This is a genomic window from Ottowia pentelensis (genome assembly GCF_964341695.1).
The window spans coordinates 3405371-3431221 of record NZ_OZ224513.1 but is presented as its reverse complement, the minus strand read 5'-3'; the positions used below and the strand labels follow the sequence as shown (position 1 = coordinate 3431221).

The following is a 25851-nucleotide window of genomic DNA, read 5'->3' as shown; positions in this document are numbered from 1 at the left end:
GGGCGTCAGAAGTATTTCTTCAGGTCCATGCCGGCGTACAGCTGGCCGACCTGCGCCTCGTAGCCGTTGAACAGCAGTGTCTTGCGCCGCTTGGCGAACAGGCCGCCCTCGCCGATGCGCCGCTCGGTGGCCTGGCTCCAGCGCGGATGATCGACGTTGGGGTTGACGTTGGAGTAAAAGCCGTATTCCTGCGGCGCGGCCTTGTCCCAGGCGGTGGCTGGCTCTTTCTCGACAAAGCGGATCTTGACGATGGACTTGGCGGACTTGAAGCCGTACTTCCAGGGCACCACCACGCGCACCGGCGCGCCGTCCTGCCGCGGCAGTTCGTGCCCGTACATGCCGAAGGTCAGCAGCGTGAGCGGGTGCAGCGCCTCGTCCATGCGCAGGCCCTCGGTGTAGGGCCAGTCCAGCACGCTGGAGCGCACGCCCGGCATCTGCTGCGCATCGGCCAGGGTGACGAACTCGACGTACTTGGCGCTGCCCTGGGGCTGCACGTGCTGGATCAGAGCCGACAGCGAATAACCGATCCAGGGAATCACCATCGACCAGCCCTCGACGCAGCGCAGGCGGTAGATGCGCTCTTCCAGCGGGCTGAGCTTGCGCAGATCTTCCAGCGCGATGCGCCCGGGCTTGTTGACCAGGCCTTCGACTTCGACCGACCACGGATCGACCCTGAGCTTGCCGGCGTAGCGCGCCGGGTCGTCCTTGTTGGTGCCGAACTCGTAGAAGTTGTTGTAGCTGCTGACGTCTTCGTAGGGCGTCGGCTGGTCCATCAGGATGGCGCCCGCCACGGCCGAGCGGGTGGCGCTCAGCGGCGACAGAGTGCTGGGCGCCGCTGCAGCGTGCGCCCGCATGCCCCAGGCGCCCAGCAGGCTGCCGGCCGCGCCGGCGCCGAGCAGCTTGAGCAGCGCGCGGCGGTCTTCGTAGACCGCGCGCGGCGTGATGTCGCTGGGCGGTGGTTGATCGAAACCAGGGCGGGTGGGGCGGATCGGCATGACAAACTCCTTCGAGTCACACTCACCTGTTCGGCGCAGGCGCCCCGCCGGTTACAGCGAGCCGTAACTGTGCAGCCCGGACAGGAACATGTTGACGCCAATGAAGGCGAAGGTGGTGACCGCCAGGCCGCCCAGCGCCCACCACGAGGCCACGGTGCCGCGCAGGCCCTTCATCAGGCGCATGTGCAGCCAGGCGGCGTAGTTCAGCCACACGATCAGGGCCCAGGTTTCCTTCGGGTCCCAGCTCCAGTAGCCGCCCCAGGCCTCGGCGGCCCACAACGCGCCCAGCACGGTGGCGATGGTGAAGAAGGCAAAGCCGATGGCGATCGACTTGTACATCACGTCGTCCAGCACCTCCAGGCTGGGCAGGCGTTCGCTGATGCGCTTGCGCCCCAGCAGGATGCCGCCCACGATCAGCGCGGCAATGATGGCGTAGCCCACCCAGTAGCTGCCGCCGGCCTCGCCCACGCCGCGCTGGCGAAAGGCGATGGGCACGAAGCACAGGGCAATGCCCAGCACCCAGATCGGGGCCAGCTTGTGCCAGCGCGTCTCGGCGGCCTGCTGCTTGATCAGGTGGGCGAAGGCGATCATGGCCGCCAGCGCGAACGAACCGTAGCCGATGAAGTTGGCCGGCACGTGCAGCTTCATCCACCAGCTTTTCAGCGCCGGGATCAGCGGTTGAATCTCTTGTGCATCGCGCACCAGCGTGTACCACAGCAGAAAGCCCACGGCCGCGCTCACCACCAGCATCACGAAGGCACCCATGGCGCGGGTCTTGTATTGCGCTTCGTAATACAGATAGAACAGCGCCGTGATCCACGAGAACAGCACGAACACTTCATACAGGTTGCTGACCGGGATGTGGCCGATGTCGGGGCCGATCTGGTAGCCCTCGTACCAGCGCACCATGGTGCCCACCAGCGCCAGCGTGACGGCCACCCAGGCCAGCTTGCTGCCCAGGCCCTCCAGCGCGGCGGCCGGCCCGCGCGCGAACATGCCGATCCAGTAGAAGATGGTGCTCATGAAGAACAGCACGCTCATCCACAGGATGGCCGACTGGCTGGACAGGAAATACTTGAGCCAGAACACCGTGTCGCCGCGGCGCAGGTCGCCGTCGTAGGAGACGATGGCCAGCAGCGACAGCGCGGCCACCACCAGCATCAGGGTGCGCAGCGGGCGCCACAGCCAGGCCAGCCAGATCGCCGTCGGCACCGCGGCCACCAGGATGCCCTTGTCGTACACGTCCATCGCGCCGTGGTAGCGCTGGAAGGCAAACACCGCGCCGGCCACGACCAGCAGGGCAAACAGCCAGTCGCCCCAGGTGCGGCGCGAAAAATAGCCTCCGCTCAAGGCCAGCGGGCCGGAGGCGGTCAGGGTGGTGGTGTTCATGTCTTCAAGTCCCCATCGGTGGCGGCGGGTGCGGCCAGCAAGCGGTGCCGCAGTTGTTCGAATTCGCGATCGGCTTCCAGCGTCTTGCGGTTGGACGACAGCGCCATCATGGCATGGCTGCCCGACGCGCCGTCGGGCGTCAGCCAGACCCACAGGCGTCGCTCGCGGATGTAGAGCATGGCAAAGACGCCCAGGATCAGCAAGGTGGCGCCCAGATAAACCACGTTCTTGCCGGGGGCGCGCGCCACCTGGAACACGCTGGCTTGCACCGGGGTGAACGAATCGAGCTCGAACACCAGCGGCGAGGGATACAGCGGCGCGTCCGACAGCGCCAGCACCGCCTGCGTCATGAACTGGCGCGTGCTGTCGTCGGCCTCGTTCAGGGGCTTGCGGCCGTGGGTCTCACGCGCCAGCGTGTCCAGCTCGAACAGGCTGCCGTTCAGGATGCGCAGCAGCACCTCGGCCGCGCGCTCGCGCTCGGCCGGCGGCACGGCGGTCTCGATGAAGTTGGACACCGCCGGCAGGCCCGCCAGGGGCGCGCCCTTGGCGCTGGCTTCGTGGCCGGCGCCGGCAAACAGGTCGAGCGCGCGCGTGGCCGACACCGTCAGCTGCTCGGCCAGCTCGGGCCGCTTGGGATCGACCACCTTGGCCACGTAGCGCTGCACCGCCTGGGCGCGCTCGGCCGGGTTGTGCAGGGCCGCCAGCAGGTGGATGAAGCCGTCCATCGAATCCTGGTCGTCGGCCGGCACGCGCAGGTAGCGGAAGGAGTCGGCGCCGGTGTCGCGCACGCCCAGCAGGAAGACCGGCACGCCCTCGCCCATGTTGATCGGGCGCATGTAGTTGTTGTATTCGCGCGCCTGGCCCGAGGCGTCGCGCAGCTTGTATGAGATGCTGGGGCCGACGTTCTTCAGGTTGCGCTCGGTGCTGCTCTTGTCGGCGGCGCCCAGGCGCTGGCTCAGCGCGTGGCCCAGGTCGACGCGGCGCACGTCGGTGGCGCTGCCGCTGGTGGCGTCGGTCAGGTTCTCGACGTTGATGACGCGCAGGCCGGTGTACTCCAGCGTCATCTTGTCCTTGCCGTTGGTGATGGGCGAGGAGCCGCCGATGGTGCCGTCGACCGTGAAGCTCTGGGTGCTGCCGTTCATCGGCAGCGCGCGCAGCGTGACGTGCGAGCCGCCGTCGTCGAAGCTGCTCTGGTAGATCTGGATGCCCTTGTAGCTGACCGGGTGGTTGACCTCCACGCGCGCGGGGTGCTTCTCGCCAGTGGCGAAATCGTGGATCACGATGTCGCTGGCAAACAGCTTGGGCATGCCGGTGGAGTAATAGTCGACGGTGAATTTCTTCAGCTCGACCGCGAAGGGCAAATCTTGCAGCAGGATGCCGTCCGACTGGCTGAGGATGGCGGTGCTGGACTGCGAGCCCTCCGACACCACCAGGTTGCCGCGGAAGGTGGGGTTGGCCGAGGACAGCCGGTGCTCGGGTTTGACCTCGGAGATGAAGCCGCCGCCGCTGTACACCGACTTGCCGCCCAGCCAGGTCATGGTGCGCACGAACAGGTCACCGTCCAGCAGCCCCCCCAGGCACACCAGCACGATGGCGCTGTGCGCGGCGATGTAGCCGATCTTGTTGGCCGAGCCCTTCTTGGCCGCCACCATCCAGCCGGCGCCGCCCTCGCGCGGGCGCTCCTGCAGGCGCACCTTCCAGCCGCCGGCGGCCAATTGCTGGCCGATGCGCTGGGCGCTGGCCGCGGGGTCTTCGCCGGCCACATCACCCTCGGCCTTGTGGTGAAAGGCCTTCAGGCTCTGCTCGCGGATGTTTTCCTTGTAGGTGCGCATGTCCGCCAGATACTTGGGCGTGTTGCGCGCGATGCACAGCGAGGTGCTGGTGACGAGAAAGGCCAGGATCAGCAAAAACCACCAGGCGCTGTAGACGGCGTTGAGCTTGAGCTTGAGAAACAGGTCGGCCCAGAACGGCCCGAACTGGTTGATGTAGTTGGTGGCCGGCTCGTGCTGCTTGAGCACGGTGCCGATCACCGAGGCGATGCAGATGACGGTGAGCAGCGCGATGGCAAAGCGCATCGAGGACAGCAACTCGACCGCCTGGCGCAAGGCGGGGGCGCCGCGCCGAAGGGTGTAACCGTGGATGTCTGCCGATGCCGTCATGTGTGCGCAATGCCTGCCGTGAGCCAGCGCCACGGCCGAAGCCTTGGAGCCGCCAGCGGCCGCCAAGGTTCCGGCCGCCGCCTCATTTCATACCCGCGGCTTCCTGGCAGCGAAGCCGCAAAAACAAACCGCGCCAAGCCATGCCGGGCGCGGTTGCCGTCGTGCACACTGGCGCCGGGGCGCCGGTGTTCCGCGCCTCAGCGCAGGCCGGCGATGTAGTCCGACACCGCCTTGATCTCGCGGTCCGTCATGTAGCGCGTGATGTCGTGCATGGTGGCGCTGTTGCCGCGACTGCCATCGCGAAAGCCGGCCAACTGCTTGGCCGTGTAGTCGGCGTACTGCCCCGACAGGCGCGGGTACTGCGAGGGAATGCCCGCCCCGTTGGGGCTGTGGCAGCCGGCGCAGGCCGGAATGTGCCGATCCTGCATGCCGCCGCGGTAGATCTTCTCGCCCAGCATCACCAGGTCTTTTTCCTTGGCGAAGCCGGGCTTTTCCTTTTGCGAGGCCAGCCACCAGGAGATGTTGCGCGCGTCCTGCTCGCTCAGCGTGGCGGCAAAGCCCTGCATGATGGCGTCCTTGCGGGTGCCGTTCTTGAAGTCCAGCAACTGCTTGAGCAGGTACTCGGGGTGCTGCTGCGCCAGATTGGGCTGCAGCGGCACGGTGGAGTTGCCGTCCGCGCCGTGGCAGGCGGCACACACCGTGCCGTAGCTGGCGCTGCCCTTGGCCAAGTCGGGCTTGGCGGGGGCGGCGGGCGCATCGGCGGCCGAGGCGGACGCGGCCAACACGGCGGTCATCAAAAAGGCAGCAAGCGACTTCATGAGCGATCGTCTTCTTTGAATGTGGGAGTCGGAGGACGTTTAGCCCCGCGATTCTACAATGGCCAGCCCCAACGCCCCAATCGCGGCAAGGGGATAACCTTGGCCCGCCGCATGCCACCTCGCCCCGCTCCCGCCCGTTCCAGGCCTGACGCCGACGCCGCCACCCGGCAGGCGCTGGGCTGGCTGCACACCGCGCGCTTTCTGACCACCGCCGCGCAGCTCGACCAGCTGCCGGCGCTGGACACACCCGAGATCGCCTTCGTCGGCCGCTCCAACGCCGGCAAGTCCACCGCCATCAACACGCTCACCCAGCAGACGCAACTGGCCTTTGCCTCGCGCAAGCCCGGGCGCACCCAGCACATCAACCTGTTCGCCCTGGGCCGCCAAGGCCAGACCGACGCCGTGCTGGCCGACCTGCCGGGCTACGGCTACGCCGCCGTGCCGCTGGCCGACAAGCTGCGCTGGCAGCGCGTGATGGCCAACTACCTGGTCTCGCGCGCCAACCTGCGCGCGGTGGTGCTGATGTGCGACCCGCGCCATGGCCTGAAGGAGCTGGACGAGGCCCTGCTGGACGTGATCCGCCCGCGGGTGGAGCAGGGGCTGAAGTTTCTGGTGCTGCTGACCAAGGCCGACAAGCTCACCCGCGCCGAGCAGGCCAAGGCGCTGTCCATCGCGCGGCTGCAGGCCGGTGGCGGCGAGGTGATGCTGTTTTCAGCCCTCAAGCGCCAGGGCGTGGAGCCGGCGGCGCTGTGGTTGCGCGCCCTGGTCGATGCGCCGCCGCCGGTCCCATCCGCCCAAGAGCCCGCATGATCGAAACCTTCGACGCCACACTGCCGCACGGCATCACCCTGAGCTGCCGCGCTGCCGGCGCGCGCGGGCGGCCGCTGATGCTGTTTCTGCACGGCTTTCCCGAAGGCGCCTTCGTGTGGGACGCGCTGATGCAGCACTTCGCCCAGCCCGCGCACGGCGGCTTTCGCTGCGTGGCGCCCAACCTGCGCGGCTTTGAAAAGTCCAGCGCCCCGGCCGAAGTGGCCGCCTACAAGCCGGCGCTGATGGTGCAGGACATCATGGCGCTGGCCGCGCAAGAGGGCGTGGGCGGCCAGGTGCACACCCTGGTCGCGCACGACTGGGGTGGCGCCTTCGCCTGGGCCGCGGCGCACGCGCACGCCGATCGCGTCGAGCGCCTGGTCATCATCAACTCGCCCCACCCCGGCACCTTTGCGCGCGAACTGCGCCACAACCGGGCGCAGCAGCAGGCCAGCGCCTACATGCATTTTTTGGCGCGGCCCGACGCCGAGGCCCTGCTGGCAGCAGACGACTACCGCCGCCTGTGGCCCTTCTTCACCCTCATGGGCGAGGGCGCCGCAGGTCACGGCTGGCTGACCGAGGCCGTGCGCCAGCAATACCGCGACGTGTGGGACCGGGGTCTCACCGGCGGCTGCAACCTGTACCGCGTCACCCCGCTCAAGCCGCCGCTGCCGGGGCAGTCCGCCGACGCCGTCCCGCTGCCGCTGCCCGAGCGCGTGCGCGTCGAGGTGCCGACCCTGGTGCTGTGGGCCATGGAGGACAAGGCCTTGCTGCCCGGGTTGCTGGATGGCCTGGAAGACTACGTGCCCCGGCTCACGCTGCAGCGCCTGCCAGGCGCCACGCACTGGGTGGTGCATGAGCAGCCGGAGGCGGTGGCGGGGCGGGTCGAGGCCTTTGTTGCTCTTGAATAGATAGCTGCTTGCGCTTTGGTGGTACGGCCAAACGGACAAAACGTTCGTTGCATGAACCAGGTGGAACGTTTGATGTGCAACGCCTTGTGTTGCTACTCGTGAAAGCGCTCTTCGATGTCGAGGCTGCCATGCATCACCCGGACGACATCGATACCGTCTTCGAGCGGAAGAAAAAACACGACATAGCGCCCGAAAGGCAAGCTGCGCAAACCGACCGCCAGCTCGGTGCGTTCTCGCCCCATCATCGGCTGCGTGGCCCAAAGCTGGAGGCTTCGATCCAGCTTGTCGATCCAGCGATCGGCCTGCTCGACACTGTCCGCCGCGATGTATTCCCAGATTTCCAGGATGTCCACCTCGGCCTGCGGACGCCGTGTAACACGAGCCATCTACGCTGCGGTTTGCGATGAACGGTGGGCACGCGCCTTCTGCTTGAGCGCGCCCGCGTCCCATGGCTCGCCGGCGCCGCTCTCGAGTCCCTTGCGGATTTGATAGCGCAGCTCTTCCAGCTTCAGTTGGCGAACGCGGTCCTGCTCTTCCATCAGGCGCAGTGCCTCGCGAACGACCTCACTGGCCGAGCCGTACAGGCCCGAGCTGACTTTGGCCCGAACCATGTCTTCGAGTTGAGGGGTCAGATTGACGTTCATGCCCATGAGACGGCTCCGAAAAGATGATGAAACTATATCAAGGAATGTCAAAGATCGACATCGTCATCATGCCCAGCCCATCCGCCATCGCGGTGAAGGTGCCAGGTCTTCAGATTGCGGGGAACTGTCGATTCGTCCCTCGGCCGTGGCGTTTAGCGATCGACTCAGTCCAGCAATGCCATTGCCGTAGTCCTTGAGCAAACAATGAACGCATTCACAACCGCCTGACGGATGTTGTCGTCGAATCTGGCATGGCCCAAAAAGCTACAACATAGATAGCTGCTCGCGCAGATGTGACGGGCGCGAGAGCCATCAAGGGCTTCAATACACCGACGGCTCCCCCTCCGGCCGCGTCTTGAAGCGCTTGTGCACCCAGTAGTACTGCTCGGGCATGGTGTCGATCCAGGCCTGCAGCTCGGCGTTCATGCGCGCGGTGTCGGCGGCCACGTCGTTGCCGGGGTAGTCTTGCCAGGCCGGGTGCACGCGCACTTCGTAGCCATCGGGTGTCAGGCGCGTGACGACGGGCACCACGCGCGCGCCGCCCAGCTTGGCAAAGCGCGGCAGCGAGGGCACGGTGGCGGTGGGGATGCCGAAGAAGGGCACGAAGATCGACTCCTGCGGGCCCAGGTCCATGTCGGGCAGCAAATACAGCATCTGGCCCTCGCGCAGCGCGCGCACGATGGGTTTCAGACCGTCCTGGCGCGACAGCAGCGTGGCCTGGCCAAAGCGCAGGCGGCCGGCGCGCATCCAGGCGTCGACGGCGGCGCTGCTCTGGGTCGAATAAATGGTGCAGGCGGGCCGCTCGATCTGGTCCATGACGGCGCTGCCGCCGGCGTCCATGCCGTAGAAGTGCGGGGCGAACATGACCACGGCGCCGGGGCGCGTGAGGTCTTCGGTGGCGCCGGTGATGCGCAGGCGCCGGCGCACCACGGCGGGCGGGGCGTGCCACAGCCAGGCGCGGTCCAACAAGGCCTGACTGAACAGCACGAAGCTGCGCCGGGCCACGTCCTGCAAGCGCGCCTCGCTCCAATCCGGATAGCACAGGCGCAGGTTGACGTGCGCGATGTGGCGGCGCTTGCGCGCCAGCGCGTACAGCAGGCGGCCCACGCCGGCGCCCAGCGCGCGCAGCACGGGCAGGGGCAGGCGCGCCAGCTGCCGCATGAAGAACATCAGCGCGGCGGTGGTCATGAGGCGACCTTTCGCGGCGTCTTGTAGCGGCCGTAGCCCCACAGGTATTGGCCGGGGTTTTGGGCGATGAGCTGCTCCATGGCGCGGTTGATCTGGGCAACGGCGGTGTCGAGGTCGTTGCTGAGAGCTTCGGGAAAGGGCTGCAGGTGGATGCAGTAGCCGCGCGCGCGCGGCAGGCGCTCGCCCCAGGCCAAGAGCGGCGTGGCGCCGGTCTGCTGCAGCAGGCGCGCGGCCAGGGTCATGGTGTAGGCCGGCTGGCCGAAAAACGGCGCCCACAGGCCCTGGCCCTCGGGCGGCACCTGGTCGGGCAGCAGGCCCACGGCCTGGCCGGCGCGCAGCGCGCGGATCATCTGGCGCACGCCGGTCAGCGTGGTGGGTGCCGTTTCCAGGCCCTCGCGTTGGCGGGCCGTGGCCAGCACCTGGGCCAGCGCGGCCTGGCGCGCCGGGCGGTACAGCACGGTGATGGGCCCGTGCGTGGCGCCGAAGCGCAGGGCCGCGCCCTGGGCCGTGATCTCGAAGCAGCCCATGTGCGGCGTCAGGTAGACGATGCCGTGGCCGGCGGCGTAGGCGGCCTCGATCAGTTCGGGGCCGTCCCACTGCACCGGCACGGGCGCGCCGAACCACAGGCGCGGGGTTTCCAGTGCCATGCGTCCGGCGTGGGCGACCGCGGCGCGCACCTGGGCAAAGCGGTAGCCGGCGCGGGCCGAGTTTTGGGCAAAGCGGCGCCGGTAGGTGGGCGAGGCCAGCCAGGTCAGCCAGCCCAGCAGCGCGCCCAGGGCGTGCAGCAGGCCCAAAGGCCACTTCGACGCAAGGCGATACAAGGCCAGCATGGGAAAGGACTAAAATTGCGGGGTCGCTGAGTTATGGAACTACTTGCAGGGCGACGTTAAACAACTCTGCTAAAGCGTTCGCCAGAGCTCCAACCGGTTTGGCAACGCAGGTGTTCAAACGACTGGAGTTTATTCAATGGATCTGGCCAACAGCTTTCTCTTCACCTCCGAGTCCGTGTCCGAGGGCCATCCGGACAAGGTGGCGGACCAAATCTCCGACGCGATTCTCGACGCCATTTATGAGCAGGACCCGCGCTCGCGCGTGGCCGCCGAGACGCTGACCAACACCGGCTTGGTCGTGCTGGCCGGCGAGATCACCACCAACGCCCACGTCGACTACATCCAGGTGGCGCGCGACACCATCCAGCGCATCGGCTACGACAACACCGACTACGGCATCGATTACAAGGGCTGCGCGGTGCTGGTGGCCTACGACAAGCAGAGCAACGACATCGCCCAGGGCGTGGATCACGCCAGCGACGACCACCTGAACACCGGCGCGGGCGATCAGGGTCTGATGTTCGGCTATGCCTGCGACGAGACCGACACCCTGATGCCGGCGCCCATTTACTACGCGCACCGCCTGGTCGAGCGCCAGGCGCAGCTGCGCAAGAGCGGCGCGCTGCCCTTTTTGCGCCCCGACGCCAAGAGCCAGGTGACGATGCGCTATCAGGATGGCAAGCCGCACAGCATCGACACCGTGGTGCTGTCCACCCAGCACAGCCCCGACCAGAGCGAAAGCGCCACCAAGATGAAGGCCAGCTTCATCGAGGCGGTGGTGGAGCAGATCATCAAGCCCGTGCTGCCCAAGGAGTGGCTCAGGCAGACGCGCTACCTGGTCAATCCCACCGGCCGCTTCGTCGTCGGCGGCCCGCAGGGCGACTGCGGCCTCACCGGGCGCAAGATCATCGTCGACACCTACGGCGGCGCCTGCCCGCACGGCGGCGGCGCCTTCAGCGGCAAGGACCCGACCAAGGTGGACCGCAGCGCCGCCTACGCCGCGCGCTACGTGGCCAAGAACATCGTCGCCGCCGGCCTGGCGCGCCAGTGCCAGATCCAGGTCGCCTACGCCATCGGTGTGGCGCAGCCGATGAACATCACCGTCTACACCGAAGGCACGGGCGTGATCCCCGACGCCGAGATCGCCAAGCTGGTGCGCGCGCATTTCGACCTGCGCCCCAAGGGCATCATCCAGATGCTGGACCTGCTGCGCCCGATCTACCGCAAGACCGCCGCCTACGGCCACTTCGGCCGCGACGAGCCCGAGTTCAGCTGGGAGAAGACCGACAAGGCGGCGGCACTGCGCGAAGCCGCGGGCTTGAAGGAGCCCGCGCTGGCGTAAGGCTCGCAAGCCTCAACAAGAACCGCTGACAGCCCCAGCGGTTTTTTTATGCCGCAAACACCCGCCGCGCGCCCATGTAGCGGGCAGCGAAATAGCGGTTGTCCAGGCTGACCTTGCGCACCGTGCCGCCGGTGGACGGTGCGTGCACGAACTGCTCGCCGCCCACGTACAGGCCCATGTGCGAAAACGGCGCGCCGGTGTTGAAGAACACCAGGTCGCCGCGCTGCATCTGCTCATCGGGCACCGGCACGCTGGCGGCCGCCCACTGCGCGGTGCTGCGCGGCAGGCGGTTTTCGCCGCTCACCTGCCGGATCACGTACTGGATCAGCCCGCTGCAGTCGAAGCCGCCGCGCGGCGTGTTGCCGCCATAGGTGTAGGGCGTGTTGACCAGCAGCATGGCCTGCGCGACGGCGGCTTCGCGCTCGGCCGGGTCCAGGTCGAGCGGGGGTTTGGTGGGTGCCATGGGCGCGGCCGGCGCGCGTCGGCCCGGGCCGCCGACCGCCACGGGCGCGCGCGGCGCCGGCGCGCTGGCGCAACCGGCCAGCAGCGCGGCCAGGCCGAGCGCCAAGGCCGTGCGCCGGTCGAGGAAAGGGTCCTGGTTTGGTGGCATTTTTCGGCTCCAGCGCGCGTCCGACAAGCGCGGCAAGCTATATTCTAGATAGCAAGCCGGATTTGTCCAGTGCGCGGCGCTCAAGCCGCCGCGCGGCGCGCACGCAGCCGCCACACCATCAGCGCCAGGATCGCCAGGTTGAAGCCCAGCACCAGCGCCGCCGCCCAGCCGGGGCGATGCAGCAGGTGCGACAGCTCGAAGGGCAGGTAGATGCCGGTGGCCAGCGCCGCCAGCCACTCGGCCCAGGGGCGGTCGTGCCACAGGCCCCAGCCCTCGGCCAGGCGCAGGGCGGCGTAGGCCAGCGCGACCGAGATCAGCTGCCCGGGGTGCACCTGCTGCAGGTGGTCCGACCAGCCGACGATCAGTGCCGGCAGGTGCGATTGCGGGTCCAGGTGCAGGCGCCCCACCAGCGCCACGGCCAGCTCGTGCAGGCCGCCGTGCTGCAGCGCGCCGAAGCCGAAGGCCAGCGCCAGCGCGGTCAGGCCCTTGAGCCCTTCGAGCGCCGCCACGGCGTGGACGGAGCGGTCGAGCAGGCGCGGGCGGGCAGTGGGCATGCGCAAAGGATCGCGCGGGGCAGTGGCGTTGTTCAGCCGCGCAGGCGCGTGCCTTGCAGCGACGGTGCGTGCAGCGGCGCGGCCGGGCTGCCGGCGCGCACGGGGCCGAAGCGGCCGGCGTTCCAGTCGTCCAGCGCGGCCTGCATCTCGTCCTGCGTGCGGGCGACGAAGTTCCACCAGATCAGCACGTCCTCGCCCATCGGCGCGCCGCCCACCAGCAGCAACTGCGCGGCGGCGTCGCACTGCACGGCCAACTGCTCGCCGCCGGGGGCAAAGTACAGCCACTCGCCCGGCGCCAGCGCCGCGCCGCCCACGCTGGCCGCGCCGCGCAGCACCACGGCGGCGTATTCGAAGTCGGGCTGCAGCGGCAGCCCGGCGCGCGCCGCGCCGGCGGCGTTCAGGTCGATGCCGACCAGCGGGGAATAGACCGTGGCGGGCGAGCGCTGGCCCAGCGCGCTGCCGGCCAGCACCGTGGCGCGGAAGCCGCCGACGTCCACCACCGGCAGGTCGGGGTAGTTTTGAAACGCCGGCTCGCGCCGCCGCTCGTCCTCGGGCAGGGCGATCCACAGCTGCGCCGCGTGCTGGCGCACGCCGTCCAGCGCCGAATCCTCCGAATGCGCGATGCCGCGCCCGGCCGTCATCAGGTTGACCTGGCCGGGGCGGATGAGCTGCTCGTTGCCCAGCGAGTCGCGGTGCACCACCTCGCCCTCGATCATCCAGGTGAAGGTCTGCAGCCCGATGTGCGGGTGCGCGCCCACGTGCATGCCCTTGCCGGGCGCGAACTGCGCCGGCCCCAGGTGGTCGAGAAAGCACCAGGCGCCCACGGTGCGCCGCGCGCGATGCGGCAGCGCGCGCGTGACGGGGGTGTCTTCGCCGATGACGGAGACGCGCGAGCTGTAGCGCTGGGGGGCGGGGGCTGGGTTCATGGGTGGCTCCGGGTGCTCAGCGGACAGGGTAGCGCCAATCGGTGGGTCGTGCCCGCCGGTCGCGCCAGCCTCAGGCGGCTGCGGCTGCGGCGGCGATGGCCTGGTCGGCATCGCGCCGGCGCGCGGCGCGCGTGGCCTGGCCCCACCACGCCAGCTCGTCCAGCATGGCGCCGGCGGCGGGCAGCAGGTTGGCCTCGATTTCGGGCAGGGTCTTGGCGCCCTGGTACAGCGCGTAGAAGTCGCCGCCGGCGATGTGCACCGCCGTGCGCACCGGCACCATCTGCAGCTCGACCGCCACGTTGCGCGCGTGCTCGACCGCGCGCGCGCCGCCCACGCCGCCGTAGCCGGCAAAGCCGATCGGCTTGCGGCCCCATTCGACGTAGGCCTGGTCGAACGCGTTCTTCAGCGCGCCGGTCATCGAGTGGTTGTATTCGCCGACGGTCACCAGGTAGCCGTCGAACTCGCCGATCTTGTCTTGCCAGGCACTGGCGCGCGCATCCTCGCTGGGCATCCACAGGTTGGAGGCCTTTTCGTCGAACAGCGGCAGATCGAACTCCTTCAGATCGACCAGCTCGACGTTCATGTCCGGGCGCTGGCTGGCCACGCCGTGCAGCCACTGGGCCACCTTGGGGGCCAGGCGTGCCTGGCGCGTGCTGCCGATGATGAGGGCGATGTTGAGTTTGTCTTTCAAGGGGTTCTCCTGATGATGAAAGGGGTTGAGTCGAAAGATGAAACAGCCGATGAAGCAGCCGAACGCAGAGGACGCGAAGAACACGCAAAGGACGCGGAAGAATTCAAAATTCAGATCGAAATTCGGTTGAATCCATTGCCTGGCAAGCGCAGACAGCTACTGTTTGAGGAGTGATCTGGCCGATGTCTCTTCTGCGTTCTCTGCGATTCCTTTGCGCCCTCTGCGTTCGGCTGTTTTTCGACAGCGCATCCGCAGTGCGTCGGCGATCAATGGGCGCCGGTGAAGCGGCCGCTGTTGAAGTCGTCGATGGCCTCGTTGATCTGCTGCGCGCTGTTCATCACGAACGGCCCGTAGCCCACCACCGGCTCGTCGATCGGCTCGCCCGCCAGCAGCAGCAGCTTGGCGTCGGCGTTGGCCTCGATGCCGACGGCCGAGCCGGCGTTGGACAGCGTGGCCGTGTCGGTGGCGCGCAGCACGGCCTCACCGTTGATCTGCACCGTGCCGGCCAGCACCACCACCAGCGTGCTCCAGCCCTCGGGCTGCGGCAGCTCAAGCGTGTGGCCGGCGCCCAGGCGCAGGTCCAGCACGTTCATCGGCGTGAAGGTGCGCGCCGGGCCCTTGGCGTCGCCGTAGGCGCCGGCGATCACGCGCACCTGGCCCGCGCCATCGGGCAAGGCCACGGCCGGGATCTGCGCGTCGGTGATGCCCTGGTAGTGCGCCGGCGTCATCTTGTCCCTGGCGGGCAGGTTGACCCACAGCTGCACCATCTCGAACGGGCCGCCGCGCGCGGCAAAGCCGGCCGAGTGGAACTCCTCGTGGATGATGCCGCCGCCGGCGGTCATCCACTGCACGTCGCCGGCGCCGATCACGCCGCCGGCGCCGGTCGAGTCGCGGTGCTCGACCTCGCCGTCGTAGACGATGGTCACGGTCTCGAAGCCGCGGTGCGGGTGGCTGCCCACACCGCGCCGCTGGGTGGTGGGCGAAAAGCTCGTTGGCGCCGCGTAGTCCAGCATCAGGAACGGGCTGCGCTCGGCCACGCCTTCGCCGCTGTAGCCGAACAGGCCATGCACCGGAAAGCCGTCGCCCACCCAGTGGCGCCCAGGGGCGCGGCGGGTGGACAGCACGCTTTTGCGGGTCAGGGTCAGGGTGTCGCTCATGTTCAGTCTCCAATCGGGCGCCAGCCATGTGCCAGCGCGATGATTGAATGTTAATCTCGGGGCAATCAAAGATAAACAGGCCTATATTGCTTTCAGTGTTGCAATATCGAAACGATGAACGCGCCCACCACCCCCAAGCTCGATGACCTGGCCCTGTTTGCCCTGGTGGCCGAGCACGGCGGCTTTGCCGCCGCCGAGCGCGCCAGCGACATTCCCAAGTCGCGCCTGAGCCGCCGCCTGGCCGCGCTGGAGGCGCAACTGGGCACGCGCCTGATCCAGCGCAGCACGCGCCGCTTTGCCGTCACCGAGGTCGGCCAGCAGGTGCTGCGCCACGCGCGCGCCATGCTCGACGAGGCCGCCGCCGCACAGGCGCTGGCCGACGAGTCCAGCGGCGCGCCGCGCGGCGCCGTGCGCCTGGCCTGCCCGCCGGCCCTGCTGCACAGCGTGGTCGGTCCCATGCTGGCGGCCTATCTCAACCAGTGGCCGCAGGTGCAACTGCAGGTGCAGGCCAGCAACCGCAACGTCGACGTGTGGCACGACGGGGTGGATTTGGCCCTGCGCGTGCGCGGGCCCGACGCGGTGCTGGCGCAGGACGAGGTGGTGCGGCCGCTGGCACTGAGCGAGCACCTGCTGCTGGCCGCGCCGCAGATGCTGCTGAACGCACCGCCGCCGGCCGTGCCCGCCGACCTGGCCGCGCTGCCCACCCTGGGTCTGGGCAATTCGCCCGAGGAGCAGCGCTGGCGCCTGCGCGGCCCGCAGGGCCAGTGGGTGGAGCATCATCACCAGCCGCGCTTGGTGGTGGACGACACGGGCACCTTGCTGGACGCGGCGCTGGCGGGCGTCGGCTGCGCCGTATTGCCGCGCCTGATGGCGCACGCCAGCCTGCAAAGCGGCGTCCTGCAGCCGCTGTTGCCCGGCTGGAGCGCGCCGCCCGGCGTGGTGCAGGTGGCCTACGCCAGCCGCCAGGGCATGCGCGCGGCCGTGCGCCAGCTGATCGAGGCCCTGGCCGCCGGCTTTGCGCGGCTGATCGAGGAGGGGCGCTGCCTGTCGGCGCCGCTGTCGCGCTAAAACCCCTGTATGCGCAAAACGTTGTACTCCATGCTGCGCTCGGTGGCCGAAGCGGCCATCCAGACGGTCAGTTCAAAGGGCTTGACCCTGTTCTGGGTCAATGCGCCGAGGGTGGCTTCACCTTCAACGTTCCAGACGCAGATCTGCTTGTCGACCGCGTGGTCCTGCATCAGGGCAAAGGCCAGCGCCGGATGCAGATGGGCGTCGTGGTCGGTGTGAAACAGCTCGGCCACCGACGTCGGGGGTGAATCATGCTCGTGTTCCGCCTCATGCGTGGATGACGCGGCAGCGGCTGCCGCGCGCAACTGGGACTGAATCGGTGCGATGAAAGCGTCGGCTGGCACCCTGCGAACCGTCCACGTGCTGCTGGTGGGGGGCGTCCCGGGCGGCTGCACCGTGGCCATCACCTCTTGCAGATGGCGGCGTACCTCGGTGTCGTTGCAGTGCTCCGTCGCCAGCCGCGCCAGCTTGGCCAGCGTTTGCTGAAGGCTCAGCGCTTGAGCCGAGCGGGTGTAAATCGCACGAACATCGGGGTCGTCGGCCAGTCGGTAGCGGGACGCCTTGGTCAGTACTTCCTGGTGCAGCCCGGCGGCCTGGAGTCGCTGCAGTTCGGCCAACAGCGCGGGCTTGTTGGCTTGCAACTCGGCCTTGAGCTGCGCCGTTTCCTGGGTCAGTAGCTGCTGCCGCGCGGCTTGCTCGCTGCGCAGCACGTAGGCGCGGTACACGCGAGATAGCGCCGGCCAGCCACCGATCACAAGGGCGATGACGGCGGCAGAAAAAAGCAGGGTCGATCGGCGCATGGGACTTCTTCGGCAGTAAAAAAACAAACCCTCCAAGGCGGAGGGTTTGCGTCAAAGCATGGTCCGCGTCAACCGCGACGCCGCCGCAGGCTGACCGCTCCAGCCCCGGCAAGCAGCAGGCCCAAGACCATGAACGACAGTTCGCCCAGTGTCGGCACGGGGGCGACGGCACCGCCGCCGCCGGGCGGTATGGCCCGCGATCCAAAGCCATCAAGGTAGGCATATCCGTAGTGGCCGCCTTGAGCGCAACCGGCCGCCAGGAGATAGACCTCGATGGTGTCGCCCAAGTCGGCGTCCGGCACCACCACGTCGGCCGGTTTCCAGTTCAGGTAAAGGACGCCGGGGTTGCCGGGAACCGGCTGAAATGCCGTACCGGTCTGGCCGGCAAAGGAGAAGTCCTCATACAGATCCGTGCCCTTGGTGATGTTGCGGACCCGCAGGTAAAAGAAAGGCTGCTGCGCTGCAGTATGCCCCGGGTCTTCCAACACGACGGCGTAGGAAAAACGCACATGCAGTTTGTTGTCGCCGGGGTCGCGGTCAGCCGCGGTGATGGCGTCCTGCTGGGAAATGAGGTTGGTGTTGTAGTTCGGCGTGGTGTCGCCCACGCGGGCGGAATGTGCGCCGGCGAAAGGGATCGGCGTGATGGGCGCGGTCGCCAGCTCGGTGTAGCCGCTGCCGACCACGGCCCCGGTGAAAGTGCCGCCGGCCCCCAGATTGATGCTGGCCCCCGTGAAGGGTTGCGCCCCCGTCAAGCCGCCCAGGTTGTTCAGCCCCGTGCCCTGGGTCCAGCCCGTGAAGTCACCGGACTCGAAGCCACCATTGGTAAAAATCGCCATGGCTGGCAACGAGGCTGCCAGCAGCGCGCCGCAAACAGTCGTGCGCAAAAAACGAATCATGACCTGCCTCCTTGGAAATAGCCATGATTGTTGTAGATGAATTGATTTTGTGCAAGTAGACCGTCTGCTCTATGCGGTTTGGTGCAATGACTACATTGGTTTGCAAAACGAGACCGAATCAGGCGATCGCGGCCAGCGGCTTGGGGTGGGCCACCGATATTTCTCCCTCTTGCATCGCCTCGGCCGCCCGCACCACGTCGCCGATCACCAGGATGGCGGGCGAGCCAATGCCCAGGCGCTGGACCTCGCCGGCCAGCGTGCGCAGGGTGGCGACGTGACGCCTGCTGTGTGGCGTGCAGCCGTTTTGCAGCACGGCGGCGGGGGTGGCGCCGGCCAGGCCGCCGGCCAGCAGCGCGGCGGTGATGTCGGCGCAGTGGGTCACGCCCATGTAGATCACCAGCGTAATGCCGCCGCGCGCCGTTTGCGCCAGTTGCGCCCAGTCGGGGCCGGCGTGGCCGGGTTGCGCGTGGCCGGTGACCAGCAGCACGCCCTGCGCCCAGCGCCGGTCGGTGACGGGGATGCCCGCCTCGGCCGGCGCGGCGATGCCGGCGGTGATGCCGGGCACCACCGTGTGCGGCACACCGGCGGCGCGCAGCGCGGCCACTTCCTCGCCGCCGCGGCCGAAGACGCAGGGGTCGCCCCCCTTCAGCCGCACCACGCGCTCGCCGCGCAGCGCCTCGGCCACCAGCATGGCCTCGATGAAGCCCTGCTGCGTGCTGACGGCGCCGCCGCGCTTGCCGCAGTGCACGATGCGCGCGCTCTGGCGCACATAGCGCAGCACGCCGGCGGCCACCAGGTCGTCGACCAGCACCACGGTGGCCTGGCGCAGCGCACGGATGGCGCGCAGCGTCAGCAGTTCGGGGTCGCCCGGGCCGGCGCCGACCAGGGTGACGTGGCCCCTTCGATCGTGCGTCATGCAAACACCGGCGTTTCGACCCCCAGCACCTTGTGCAGCTTGGGGCTGGTGGTGGTGTACTGCAGGTGGATGCGGCCCTTGTCGGGGAACACGATGGCGGCGGCGGCAAACGCGGCCAGCGCGCATTCGTGAAAGCCGCTCAGGATCAGTTTCTTCTTGCCGGGGTAGGTGTTGATATCGCCCACCGCGAAGATGCCCGGCACGCTGGTGGCGAACTTCTCGGTGTCCACCACCAGCTGCTTGCGCTCGATCTGCAGGTTCCATTCGGCAATGGGGCCCAGCCTGGGGCTGAGGCCAAAGAACACCAGCAGCGCGTCCAGCGGCACCACGCGCGTCACGCCGTCGCCGCCGGTCACCTTGGCGGCGACGAGCTGGCCATCGCGTTCGTCGTAGCCCGTCACCTGGCCGACCATGAACTGCATCTGCTGCGCCTCGCACAGCTGATGCATGCGCGCCACGCTGGCGGGCGCGGCGCGAAAGCCGTCGCGGCGGTGCAGCAGGATCACGCTTTCGGCCTGGTGCGGGCCCGCGCCGGCGAAGTTCAGCGCCCAGTCCAGCGCCGAGTCGCCGCCGCCAGCAATGATCAGGTTCTTGCCGGCAAAGTCGGCCGGGTTGCGCACGCGGTGAAACAGCTGCCGGCCCTCGAAGGCGGCCAGCCCGTCCAGCTTGATCGAGCGCGGCTCGAACGCGCCCACGCCGGCGGCGATGAACACGGTGCGCGCGACGAAGCGCGTGCCGGCGCTGGTGGCGACCTCGAAGCGGCCGTCGTCCTGCTCGCGCAGCACGCTCACCGTCTGTCCCAGGTGAAAGCTGGCGCCGAAGGGTTCGATCTGCTTGAGCAGCGCGTCGGTCAGCTGCTGGCCGGTGCACACCGGAATGGCCGGAATGTCGTAGATCGGCTTGTCGGGGTACAGCTCGATCGGCTGGCCGCCGGGCTGGGGCAGCGAGTCGATGACGTGGGCCTTGATCTCCAGCAGGCCCAGCTCGAACACCTGGAACAGCCCCACCGGGCCGGCGCCGATGATCAGGGCGTCGGTCTCGATCGGGCCGGCGTGCGTGTGGGCGGTGGCGATGACGGCGGGGTTGGCTTGCGGTTCCATGGGATTCCTTGGGGTGTTCGTGGGCGGCGCGGGTTCAGCGCGCCAGTTCGGCCAGCTTGCCGGCCTTGTCTTTCCAGTCCTCGGCGTCGGGCAGGGCGTCCTTGCGCCGGCTGATGACGGGCCAGCCCAGCTGCACCAGCTCGGCGTTCAGCGCCAGCATGTGCCGCTGGTCCTTGGGCAGGTCTTCCTCGGCAAAGATGGCGTTGACCGGGCACTCGGGGATGCAGACGGCGCAGTCGATGCACTCGTCGGGGTCGATGGTGAGGAAGTTGGCGCCCTCGTGAAAGCAGTCGACGGGGCACACCTCGACGCAGTCGGTGTATTTGCAGCGGATGCAGGCTTCGGAAACAACGTGGGTCATGGGGAAAAGGTCAAGAGCAATGGCCGCGCGGTCAGGGCGGTGTCGGGGTCATCGACATCGCCTGCTGGCCGTCGGAACGAAAGTGTCGAATGGCCGCGGAGCAGGCCACGCCAGAGCACCCCTGGCCGGGGTTTCCCTGGTCAGTGGGTGCGCCCCCTGGAGGGGGGAGGCGCAACATCGCGCAGCGAGTGGAGCAACGGGGGTGGGTCATTTCAGCGGACGAGCACGGCGGCCGCGGTGCGGTGCGTGGCGGTGTCGACCAGCACCAGCGCGCCCAGCGCGCGCGAAGCGGTGTAGGGCCGCACGGCCAGGGGCTCCTGCAGCGCCAGCGTGACGTGGCCGATGGCGTTGGGCGCCAGCTCGCTGGCCTCTTCCTCGGCCAGGGTGTCGACGTTGAGGCGATGCGCGATGTGGGTGACGCGCGCCTTGACCCAGCGGTGGCCGTGCAGCGCCCAGTACACGCGCTGGGCGGTCAGCGGCTCGTCGTCCAGCCAGGCGACGGTGGCCTCGATCTCGCGCGCGGGCGGGTGCGCGCCCGGCGCCAGCAGCCAGTCGCCGCGCGAGATGTCGAGCTCGCGGTCCAGCACCAGGCCGACGCTGGCGCCGGCGCGCCCGCTGCCGCCCTGGCGCACGTGGTCCAGCACCTGCATCACGGTGGCGCTTTGGCCGCCGGGCAGCACCGTCACGGCCTGGCCCGGCGCCACCGCGCCGGCGGCCACGCGGCCCCAGAACACGCGCCGGCCCTGGGCGATCTCGGTCTGCGCGCTGGGCTTTTCCACCCACTGCACCGGCAGGGCGAAGGGCTCGTCCACCGGTGCCGCGGCGACGGGCAGGTCTTCCAGCAGCGCCAGCAGGCTGGGGCCGCGATAGTCGCACCAGTCGGCGCGCGGTTCGACCACGTTCCAGCCCTGCAGGGCCGAGATCGGCACGATGGCGCGCACGGCCAGCCCGGCCTCCTGCGCGAAGGCCTGCAGGGCGGCGCGGATGCGCGCGAAGGCGCTGGCGGCGTCGGGCACCGCGTCCAGCTTGTTGACGGCGAACACCAGCGAGGGCACGCGCAGCAGCGCGGCCAGCAGGGCGTGGCGGCGCGTTTGCGCCAGCAGAGCGATGTCGGCCGCCGCCACGTCGAGCTTGGTGGCGTCCACCAGAACCACGGCGGCGTCGGCGCCCGAGGCGGCGGTGACCATGTTGCGCGTGTACTGCTCGTGGCCGGGCGCGTCGCCGATGATGAACTTGCGCCGCGCGGTGGCGAAGTAGCGCCAGGCCACGTCGATGGTGATGCCCTGTTCGCGCTCGGCCGCCAGGCCGTCGGTCAGCAGCGCCAGGTCGGGCGCGCCGCCGCGCTGCACCCCCGCCAGCTGGTCCTGCAGCACCGAGCGGCTGTCCACCAGCAGGCGACCGATGAGCGTGCTCTTGCCGTCGTCCACGCTGCCGCAGGTGATGAAGCGCAGCGCGGATTCGGAATCAAATTGGCTTGTGACGCTTGCTGGATCAGCGCGAGAAGCTATCAATGTGGTAGTTGTCATGATGTATGAAGAAAAACAGCCGAACGCAGAGGACGCAAAAATCACGCAGAGGACGCAAAAAAATCAATTCAGTCTTTGGGTTTCTTTTGCGCTCTTTGCGATTCCTTTGCGTCCTCTGCGTTCGGTTTTCCGGCGCTTAGAAATAGCCTTCCTTCTTGCGCTTTTCCATCGAGGCGTCCGAGGTCTTGTCGTCCATGCGCGTGGCGCCGCGCTCGCTCACCTCGGTGGCCAGGGTCTCGATCACGATCTCGGCCGCACTGGCGGCGGCGCTTTCGACCGGGCAGGTGCAGGTGATGTCGCCCACGGTGCGAAAGCGCACGGTGCGCGTCTCGCTGCGCTCGCCGGGCTTGAGCGGGGTGAGCGGCGTGACCGGCACCAGCAGGCCCCGGCGCTCGACCACCTCGCGCCGGTGCGCGTAGTACAGCGCCGGCAGCGCCACGTGCTCGCGCGCGATGTATTGCCACACGTCCAGCTCGGTCCAGTTGCTGATGGGGAAGACGCGAAAGTGCTCGCCCGGATGCAGCCGGGTGTTGAACAGGGTCCACAGCTCGGGGCGCTGGGCCTTGGGCTGCCACTGGCCGAAGCCGTCGCGGTGGCTGAAGATGCGCTCCTTGGCGCGCGCCTTTTCCTCGTCGCGGCGCGCGCCGCCGATCAGCGCGTCGAAGCGCAGCTCCTCGATCGCCTCCAGCAGCGTGACGGCCTGGTGCGGGTTGCGCGGCTCGTCGGGCCGGGCCAGGCGCACCGTGCCGCGCGCCATCGAGTCCTCGACGTGGCGCACGATCAGCTCGGCGCCCAGCTCCTGCGCGCGCCGGTCGCGAAAGGCCGTCACCTCGGGAAAGTTGTGGCCGGTGTCGATCATCAGCAGCGGAAACGGAATGCGCCCGGCGCCGAAGGCTTTTTCGGCACAGCGCAGCATCACCAGCGAATCCTTGCCGCCCGAAAACAGCAGCGCTGGGCGCTCGAAGGCGGCGGCCACCTCGCGCAGGATGAAGATGGTTTCTTCCTCCAGCGCGTCGAGGTGGCGGTTGCTCAGGCGGGTCAGGACGTGCGGGTCGACACGGGCGTTCATTTGTTTCTTTCGGTCAGTTTGGTTTTGGCTCCCTCGCCCCCTTGGGGGAGAGGGTGGGGGTGAGGGGGTGCACTGGCGCTGCGCATGGCGAGCCCACCCTCACCCCAGCCCTCTCCCGCCAGCGGGAGAGGGGGCTTTGACGTGCAAGCCGCATTCCTTCGCGCTCTCTTCTTCCCACCACCAGCGGCCGGCGCGGATGTCCTCGCCCGGGGTGATGGCGCGGGTGCAGGGCGCGCAGCCGATGCTGGGGTAGAACTGGTCGTGCAGCGGGTTGGTGTCCACGCCGTGCTCGGCCACGTAGTGCCACACGTCGCCCTGCGTCCAGTCGGCCAGCGGGTTGAACTTGACGCGCGCCTCGCTGCGGTCCACCGCCGGCACCTGGGCGCGCGCGTCCGACTGCTCGCGGCGCAGGCCGGTGATCCAGCCGGCCTTGCCCTCCAGCGCGCGCGCCAGCGGCTCCAGCTTGCGGATGGCGCAGCACTGCTGGCGCAGGTCGATGCTCTCGTAGATGGCGTCCTGCCCGTGCGCGCGGATGTAGTCGCGCACCGTCTCGGGCCGCGGGCGATAAACGTGCACCGGCGCGCGCGAGTGCGCCTGCAGGCGCTCGAGCAGGGCCAGGGTCTCGGTGTGCAGGCGGCCGGTGTCGAGCACGAAGATGGGAATGGGCAGGGCCAGCGCGTTGATGAGGTGGCTGATCACCATGTCTTCCACGCCCAGGCTGTTGGCCTGGGTCACTTCGCCCAGCTCGGCCGCTTCGCGCAGCAGCAGGCGGGCGTGCGCCAGCTTGCCGGCGTAGTCGGGCGAGGGCTTGGCGTACAGCTCGACGGCGGAGCTGGGGGCCTTCTTGCGCAGGGCGCTGATGCTTGCTCGCGCGTTCATGCCGCCTCCAGCAAGGCTTCGGCCTGCGCCAGGCGGGCGAACAGCGGGCGCGGCTCCAGCACGTCGCCCTGGTAGAAGTCGGCGAAGCGATCGAACTGGCGCTGCGCGGCCGAGGCGTCGACCCCCGGCGCCAGCACGGCGCTGGAAAAGCCGCTGCGCTGCATGTGCACCAGCTGGTCGATCAGCACGTCGCCGGTGGCGCGGATGTCGCCCGCGAACTGGTAGCGCCGGCGCAGCAGCACGGCCTGGGTGTAGGCGCGGCCGTCGGTGAACTTGGGAAAGTGCAGCTCGACGCGCTGCACGCCCTGCAGCGCGCCGCCGGCCACCAGCTCGGCCAGCTCGGCGTCGTTGGCGATGGGCAGCACGGTGGCTTGGGCCTGGTCGGCCGTCGCGTGGTCGTGGGCAATGATTTGCATGGCGGGCTTTCAGATCAAAAGGGCTTCGGGCTTGGGGTGGCGCGCGCCGTTGGCGGCCTGCTTGAAGGGCTCGTGGCCGATGCGGCGCAGCGCGTCGATGAACAGCTCACCCGGCTGGCGCAGCGCGCGGAAGGTGTCGAGCAGCGCCTCGATCACGTCGGGCACCTCGGCGGCAGAGAACGAGGGGCCGACCACCTTGCCGCCGATGGCCGGGCCGGACAGCCGGGTGCCGTCGGCCCCGCCCAGCGTGACCTGATACCACTCCTTGCCGTCCTTGTCGACGCCCAGGATGCCGATGTGACCGCTGTGGTGGTGGCCGCAGCTGTTGATGCAGCCGCTCATGTGGATGTCGATGGGGCCGAGGTCGAACAGCTCGTCCAGGTCCTGGTAGCGTTCGGTCAGCGCGGCGGCGATGTGCAGCGAGCGCGCATTGGCCAGCGAGCAGAAGTCGCCGCCGGGGCAGGAGATCATGTCGGTCAAGAGGCCGATGTTGGGCTGCGCCAGGCCCAGCTGGCGCGCGGCCTCGTACAGCGCCGGCAGGTCGGCGGCGAACACCCAGGGCAGCAGCAGGTTCTGCTCGTGCGTCAGACGCGCCTCGCCGGCCGAAAAGTCCTCGGCCAGTCGCGCCAGCGCCTCCAGCGTGTCGCCATCGGCATCGCCGGGGTTGAAACCCACGCGCTTGAACGACAGGGTGACGGTCTTCATGCCCGCCAGCCGGTGGCCGCGCACGTTCTGCTTGAGCCAGCGCTGATACAGCTGGCCCTGCGGATCGACGCGGCTGGGGCGGCCCGCGGGCACCAGCTCGGGCACCACGAAGTGGCGCGCCACGCGCTCGAACTCGGCGGGCGTGATGGTGTGCGGCGCGCCGTCCTGCTCGACGATGGCGCGGTATTCCTGCTCCACCGCGTCGATGAAGCCTTGGCCCTCGCTCTTGACCAGGATCTTGATGCGCGCCTTCCACTTGTTGTCGCGCCGGCCGTAGCGGTTGTACACGCGCACGATGGCCTCGATGTAGTTCAGCAGCTGCTCCCACGGCAGAAAGTCGCGTACCACGCTGCCCACGATGGGCGTGCGCCCCATGCCGCCGCCCACCAGCACCCGAAAGCCGACCGCGCCGGCCTCGCTCTTGAGCGCCTGCAGGCCGATGTCGTACCAGCCGATGGCGGCGCGGTCTTCGGCGGCGCCGTTGAAGGCGATCTTGAACTTGCGCGGCAGGTAGGAGAACTCGGGGTGCAGCGAGCTCCACTGGCGCGTGATCTCGGCAAACGGGCGGCAATCGACGATGCCATCCTCGGCGATGCCCTCCCAGGCGTCGCAGGTGATGTTGCGGATGTCGTTGCCGCTGGTCTGGATGCCGTGCATGGACACGCTGGCCAGCAGCGCCATCACCTCGGGCGCCTTGACCAGCGGAATCCAGTTGAACTGGCAGTTGGTGCGCGTGGTGAAGTGGCCGTAGCCGTAGCGCAGCGGCGGCGCCTGCAGCGCCAGGCCGGGCTGGGCCGCCTGCAGCGCGTCCTGCGTGGCCTGGGCGTGCGCCAGCAGGGCCGGGTCGGGCCGGTCGTAGTCGCGGGCGATGCGCGCCAGCATGCGCAGCTGGGTGCTGCTGATCTCGCCGTAAGGCACGGCGATGCGCGCCATCGGGGCGTAGCGCTGGATGTACCAGCCGTTTTGCAGGCGCAGCGGCAGCAGCTGCTCCTCGCTCAGCTCGCCGCGCTGCCAGCGCTCGATCTGGTCGCGGAACTGCTCGGCGCGCTGGCGCACGAAGGCTTGGTCGAAGGCGGTGTATTGGTACATCGAAG

28 protein-coding genes are annotated in these 25851 nt (G+C 68.8%); 5 read left to right on the top strand and 23 right to left on the bottom strand.

Annotated features, from left to right (window positions below):
• Nucleotides 1–5: 5 nt before the first annotated feature.
• The 4 genes from msrP to ACWHMB_RS16555 form a co-directional block, all read right to left on the bottom strand.
• Nucleotides 6–995, bottom strand: coding sequence for a protein-methionine-sulfoxide reductase catalytic subunit MsrP (msrP, locus tag ACWHMB_RS16570; protein ID WP_293221245.1), 990 nt, complete (start codon nucleotides 993–995; stop codon nucleotides 6–8).
• Nucleotides 996–1046: 51 nt separating this feature from the next.
• The gene (gene ccsB, locus ACWHMB_RS16565; protein ID WP_293221247.1) at nucleotides 1047–2384 is read right to left on the bottom strand and encodes a c-type cytochrome biogenesis protein CcsB; all 1338 of its coding nucleotides are present in this window, start codon (nucleotides 2382–2384) and stop codon (nucleotides 1047–1049) included.
• A complete protein-coding gene (locus tag ACWHMB_RS16560) occupies nucleotides 2381–4543 on the bottom strand; it encodes a cytochrome c biogenesis protein ResB (RefSeq protein ID WP_377485060.1) in 2163 nt (720 codons plus the stop codon). The genes ccsB and ACWHMB_RS16560 overlap by 4 nt, the downstream gene beginning before the upstream one ends.
• Before the next feature lie 197 nt (nucleotides 4544–4740).
• A complete protein-coding gene (locus ACWHMB_RS16555) occupies nucleotides 4741–5361 on the bottom strand; it encodes a c-type cytochrome (RefSeq protein WP_293221251.1) in 621 nt (206 codons plus the stop codon).
• Nucleotides 5362–5472: 111 nt separating this feature from the next.
• On the opposite strand from ACWHMB_RS16555, the gene yihA reads away from it, so the two are divergent.
• A complete protein-coding gene (gene yihA, locus ACWHMB_RS16550) occupies nucleotides 5473–6171 on the top strand; it encodes a ribosome biogenesis GTP-binding protein YihA/YsxC (protein ID WP_377485058.1) in 699 nt (232 codons plus the stop codon).
• Entirely contained in the window at nucleotides 6168–7079 is a 912-nt protein-coding gene (locus tag ACWHMB_RS16545; RefSeq protein ID WP_377485056.1) for an alpha/beta fold hydrolase, read from the top strand. The genes yihA and ACWHMB_RS16545 overlap by 4 nt, the downstream gene beginning before the upstream one ends.
• A 92-nt stretch (nucleotides 7080–7171) precedes the next feature.
• Here ACWHMB_RS16545 and ACWHMB_RS16540 read toward each other — a convergent pair whose 3' ends face one another.
• The 4 genes from ACWHMB_RS16540 to ACWHMB_RS16525 form a co-directional block, all read right to left on the bottom strand.
• The gene (locus ACWHMB_RS16540) at nucleotides 7172–7465 is read right to left on the bottom strand and encodes a type II toxin-antitoxin system RelE/ParE family toxin (RefSeq protein ID WP_293221257.1); all 294 of its coding nucleotides are present in this window, start codon (nucleotides 7463–7465) and stop codon (nucleotides 7172–7174) included.
• The gene (locus ACWHMB_RS16535) at nucleotides 7466–7729 is read right to left on the bottom strand and encodes a type II toxin-antitoxin system ParD family antitoxin (protein ID WP_293221259.1); all 264 of its coding nucleotides are present in this window, start codon (nucleotides 7727–7729) and stop codon (nucleotides 7466–7468) included. It abuts the gene before it with no gap.
• A gap of 315 nt (nucleotides 7730–8044) precedes the next feature.
• A complete protein-coding gene (locus ACWHMB_RS16530; RefSeq protein WP_377485054.1) occupies nucleotides 8045–8911 on the bottom strand; it encodes a lysophospholipid acyltransferase family protein in 867 nt (288 codons plus the stop codon).
• On the bottom strand, nucleotides 8908–9741 hold the full coding sequence (locus tag ACWHMB_RS16525; RefSeq protein WP_377485052.1) for a lysophospholipid acyltransferase family protein: 834 nt from the start codon (nucleotides 9739–9741) through the stop codon (nucleotides 8908–8910). The genes ACWHMB_RS16530 and ACWHMB_RS16525 overlap by 4 nt, the downstream gene beginning before the upstream one ends.
• A 142-nt stretch (nucleotides 9742–9883) precedes the next feature.
• Here ACWHMB_RS16525 and metK point away from each other — a divergent pair, with 142 nt between their 5' ends.
• Nucleotides 9884–11083, top strand: coding sequence for a methionine adenosyltransferase (metK, locus tag ACWHMB_RS16520; RefSeq protein WP_377485075.1), 1200 nt, complete (start codon nucleotides 9884–9886; stop codon nucleotides 11081–11083).
• A gap of 46 nt (nucleotides 11084–11129) precedes the next feature.
• On the opposite strand, the gene ACWHMB_RS16515 is transcribed toward metK, so the two are convergent.
• The 4 genes from ACWHMB_RS16515 to ACWHMB_RS16500 form a co-directional block, all read right to left on the bottom strand.
• Entirely contained in the window at nucleotides 11130–11693 is a 564-nt protein-coding gene (locus tag ACWHMB_RS16515) for a C40 family peptidase (RefSeq protein ID WP_377485050.1), read from the bottom strand.
• An 80-nt stretch (nucleotides 11694–11773) separates the two neighbouring features.
• On the bottom strand, nucleotides 11774–12247 hold the full coding sequence (locus ACWHMB_RS16510) for a DUF2127 domain-containing protein (protein WP_377485048.1): 474 nt from the start codon (nucleotides 12245–12247) through the stop codon (nucleotides 11774–11776).
• 32 nt (nucleotides 12248–12279) lie between these two features.
• On the bottom strand, nucleotides 12280–13173 hold the full coding sequence (locus ACWHMB_RS16505; RefSeq protein WP_377485046.1) for a pirin family protein: 894 nt from the start codon (nucleotides 13171–13173) through the stop codon (nucleotides 12280–12282).
• A 70-nt stretch (nucleotides 13174–13243) separates the two neighbouring features.
• Nucleotides 13244–13864: an NADPH-dependent FMN reductase gene (locus ACWHMB_RS16500; RefSeq protein WP_377485044.1), complete on the bottom strand. Its 621-nt coding sequence runs from the start codon at nucleotides 13862–13864 to the stop codon at nucleotides 13244–13246.
• 12 nt (nucleotides 13865–13876) lie between these two features.
• Here ACWHMB_RS16500 and ACWHMB_RS16495 point away from each other — a divergent pair, with 12 nt between their 5' ends.
• Complete coding sequence (locus ACWHMB_RS16495; protein WP_377485042.1) at nucleotides 13877–14038, top strand: hypothetical protein; 162 nt, start codon at nucleotides 13877–13879, stop codon at nucleotides 14036–14038.
• 92 nt (nucleotides 14039–14130) lie between these two features.
• On the opposite strand, the gene ACWHMB_RS16490 is transcribed toward ACWHMB_RS16495, so the two are convergent.
• Nucleotides 14131–15021, bottom strand: a complete 891-nt coding sequence (locus ACWHMB_RS16490) for a pirin family protein (protein ID WP_377485040.1) — start codon at nucleotides 15019–15021, stop codon at nucleotides 14131–14133.
• A gap of 114 nt (nucleotides 15022–15135) precedes the next feature.
• Between ACWHMB_RS16490 and ACWHMB_RS16485 the strand changes: the two genes are divergently transcribed.
• Nucleotides 15136–16089, top strand: coding sequence for a LysR substrate-binding domain-containing protein (locus ACWHMB_RS16485; RefSeq protein WP_377485038.1), 954 nt, complete (start codon nucleotides 15136–15138; stop codon nucleotides 16087–16089).
• Here ACWHMB_RS16485 and ACWHMB_RS16480 read toward each other — a convergent pair.
• The 10 genes from ACWHMB_RS16480 to ACWHMB_RS16435 all read right to left on the bottom strand — a co-directional run bounded on the left by ACWHMB_RS16480 (nucleotide 16086) and on the right by ACWHMB_RS16435 (nucleotide 25846).
• Nucleotides 16086–16889 (bottom strand): hypothetical protein, encoded by an 804-nt coding sequence (locus tag ACWHMB_RS16480; protein WP_377485036.1) that lies wholly within the window; start codon nucleotides 16887–16889, stop codon nucleotides 16086–16088. The genes ACWHMB_RS16485 and ACWHMB_RS16480 overlap by 4 nt on opposite strands.
• Before the next feature lie 68 nt (nucleotides 16890–16957).
• On the bottom strand, nucleotides 16958–17785 hold the full coding sequence (locus ACWHMB_RS16475) for an IPTL-CTERM sorting domain-containing protein (RefSeq protein ID WP_377485034.1): 828 nt from the start codon (nucleotides 17783–17785) through the stop codon (nucleotides 16958–16960).
• Between the two features lie 118 nt (nucleotides 17786–17903).
• Entirely contained in the window at nucleotides 17904–18701 is a 798-nt protein-coding gene (cobA, locus tag ACWHMB_RS16470; RefSeq protein WP_377485033.1) for a uroporphyrinogen-III C-methyltransferase, read from the bottom strand.
• Nucleotides 18698–19801, bottom strand: a complete 1104-nt coding sequence (locus ACWHMB_RS16465) for an NAD(P)/FAD-dependent oxidoreductase (protein ID WP_447648592.1) — start codon at nucleotides 19799–19801, stop codon at nucleotides 18698–18700. Before ACWHMB_RS16465 ends, cobA begins: the two co-directional genes overlap by 4 nt.
• Nucleotides 19802–19835: 34 nt before the next feature.
• Complete coding sequence (gene fdxA, locus ACWHMB_RS16460; protein WP_293222674.1) at nucleotides 19836–20162, bottom strand: ferredoxin FdxA; 327 nt, start codon at nucleotides 20160–20162, stop codon at nucleotides 19836–19838.
• Between the two features lie 212 nt (nucleotides 20163–20374).
• Nucleotides 20375–21688: a sulfate adenylyltransferase subunit 1 gene (locus tag ACWHMB_RS16455; RefSeq protein WP_377485029.1), complete on the bottom strand. Its 1314-nt coding sequence runs from the start codon at nucleotides 21686–21688 to the stop codon at nucleotides 20375–20377.
• 136 nt (nucleotides 21689–21824) lie between these two features.
• The gene (gene cysD / locus ACWHMB_RS16450) at nucleotides 21825–22757 is read right to left on the bottom strand and encodes a sulfate adenylyltransferase subunit CysD (RefSeq protein WP_377485027.1); all 933 of its coding nucleotides are present in this window, start codon (nucleotides 22755–22757) and stop codon (nucleotides 21825–21827) included.
• 99 nt (nucleotides 22758–22856) lie between these two features.
• Nucleotides 22857–23636: a phosphoadenylyl-sulfate reductase gene (locus tag ACWHMB_RS16445; protein WP_293222668.1), complete on the bottom strand. Its 780-nt coding sequence runs from the start codon at nucleotides 23634–23636 to the stop codon at nucleotides 22857–22859.
• On the bottom strand, nucleotides 23633–24052 hold the full coding sequence (locus ACWHMB_RS16440) for a DUF934 domain-containing protein (RefSeq protein WP_293222666.1): 420 nt from the start codon (nucleotides 24050–24052) through the stop codon (nucleotides 23633–23635). The genes ACWHMB_RS16445 and ACWHMB_RS16440 overlap by 4 nt, the downstream gene beginning before the upstream one ends.
• Nucleotides 24053–24061: 9 nt before the next feature.
• On the bottom strand, nucleotides 24062–25846 hold the full coding sequence (locus ACWHMB_RS16435) for a nitrite/sulfite reductase (RefSeq protein WP_377485025.1): 1785 nt from the start codon (nucleotides 25844–25846) through the stop codon (nucleotides 24062–24064).
• Between the last annotated feature and the right edge of the window lie 5 nt (nucleotides 25847–25851).

What these genes read in the sequence shown, in the direction of transcription:
- ACWHMB_RS16510 (WP_377485048.1), bottom strand. Translation starts at nt 12,247, where the DNA reads ATGCCCACTGCCCGCCCGCGCCTGCTCGACCGCTCCGTCCACGCCGTG.
- ACWHMB_RS16530 (WP_377485054.1), bottom strand. Translation starts at nt 8,911, where the DNA reads ATGACCACCGCCGCGCTGATGTTCTTCATGCGGCAGCTGGCGCGCCTG.
- ACWHMB_RS16455 (WP_377485029.1), bottom strand. Translation starts at nt 21,688, where the DNA reads ATGACAACTACCACATTGATAGCTTCTCGCGCTGATCCAGCAAGCGTC.
- msrP (WP_293221245.1), bottom strand. Translation starts at nt 995, where the DNA reads ATGCCGATCCGCCCCACCCGCCCTGGTTTCGATCAACCACCGCCCAGC.
- ACWHMB_RS16515 (WP_377485050.1), bottom strand. Translation starts at nt 11,693, where the DNA reads ATGCCACCAAACCAGGACCCTTTCCTCGACCGGCGCACGGCCTTGGCG.
- ACWHMB_RS16555 (WP_293221251.1), bottom strand. Translation starts at nt 5,361, where the DNA reads ATGAAGTCGCTTGCTGCCTTTTTGATGACCGCCGTGTTGGCCGCGTCC.
- ACWHMB_RS16465 (WP_447648592.1), bottom strand. Translation starts at nt 19,801, where the DNA reads ATGGAACCGCAAGCCAACCCCGCCGTCATCGCCACCGCCCACACGCAC.
- ACWHMB_RS16535 (WP_293221259.1), bottom strand. Translation starts at nt 7,729, where the DNA reads ATGGGCATGAACGTCAATCTGACCCCTCAACTCGAAGACATGGTTCGG.
- ACWHMB_RS16445 (WP_293222668.1), bottom strand. Translation starts at nt 23,636, where the DNA reads ATGAACGCGCGAGCAAGCATCAGCGCCCTGCGCAAGAAGGCCCCCAGC.
- ACWHMB_RS16440 (WP_293222666.1), bottom strand. Translation starts at nt 24,052, where the DNA reads ATGCAAATCATTGCCCACGACCACGCGACGGCCGACCAGGCCCAAGCC.
- ACWHMB_RS16490 (WP_377485040.1), bottom strand. Translation starts at nt 15,021, where the DNA reads ATGAGCGACACCCTGACCCTGACCCGCAAAAGCGTGCTGTCCACCCGC.
- ACWHMB_RS16495 (WP_377485042.1), top strand. Translation starts at nt 13,877, where the DNA reads ATGATGAAAGGGGTTGAGTCGAAAGATGAAACAGCCGATGAAGCAGCC.
- cysD (WP_377485027.1), bottom strand. Translation starts at nt 22,757, where the DNA reads ATGAACGCCCGTGTCGACCCGCACGTCCTGACCCGCCTGAGCAACCGC.
- ACWHMB_RS16485 (WP_377485038.1), top strand. Translation starts at nt 15,136, where the DNA reads ATGAACGCGCCCACCACCCCCAAGCTCGATGACCTGGCCCTGTTTGCC.
- ACWHMB_RS16560 (WP_377485060.1), bottom strand. Translation starts at nt 4,543, where the DNA reads ATGACGGCATCGGCAGACATCCACGGTTACACCCTTCGGCGCGGCGCC.
- ACWHMB_RS16480 (WP_377485036.1), bottom strand. Translation starts at nt 16,889, where the DNA reads ATGCGCCGATCGACCCTGCTTTTTTCTGCCGCCGTCATCGCCCTTGTG.
- ACWHMB_RS16540 (WP_293221257.1), bottom strand. Translation starts at nt 7,465, where the DNA reads ATGGCTCGTGTTACACGGCGTCCGCAGGCCGAGGTGGACATCCTGGAA.
- ACWHMB_RS16505 (WP_377485046.1), bottom strand. Translation starts at nt 13,173, where the DNA reads ATGAACCCAGCCCCCGCCCCCCAGCGCTACAGCTCGCGCGTCTCCGTC.
- yihA (WP_377485058.1), top strand. Translation starts at nt 5,473, where the DNA reads ATGCCACCTCGCCCCGCTCCCGCCCGTTCCAGGCCTGACGCCGACGCC.
- ACWHMB_RS16545 (WP_377485056.1), top strand. Translation starts at nt 6,168, where the DNA reads ATGATCGAAACCTTCGACGCCACACTGCCGCACGGCATCACCCTGAGC.
- cobA (WP_377485033.1), bottom strand. Translation starts at nt 18,701, where the DNA reads ATGACGCACGATCGAAGGGGCCACGTCACCCTGGTCGGCGCCGGCCCG.
- ACWHMB_RS16525 (WP_377485052.1), bottom strand. Translation starts at nt 9,741, where the DNA reads ATGCTGGCCTTGTATCGCCTTGCGTCGAAGTGGCCTTTGGGCCTGCTG.
- fdxA (WP_293222674.1), bottom strand. Translation starts at nt 20,162, where the DNA reads ATGACCCACGTTGTTTCCGAAGCCTGCATCCGCTGCAAATACACCGAC.
- ccsB (WP_293221247.1), bottom strand. Translation starts at nt 2,384, where the DNA reads ATGAACACCACCACCCTGACCGCCTCCGGCCCGCTGGCCTTGAGCGGA.
- ACWHMB_RS16435 (WP_377485025.1), bottom strand. Translation starts at nt 25,846, where the DNA reads ATGTACCAATACACCGCCTTCGACCAAGCCTTCGTGCGCCAGCGCGCC.
- ACWHMB_RS16475 (WP_377485034.1), bottom strand. Translation starts at nt 17,785, where the DNA reads ATGATTCGTTTTTTGCGCACGACTGTTTGCGGCGCGCTGCTGGCAGCC.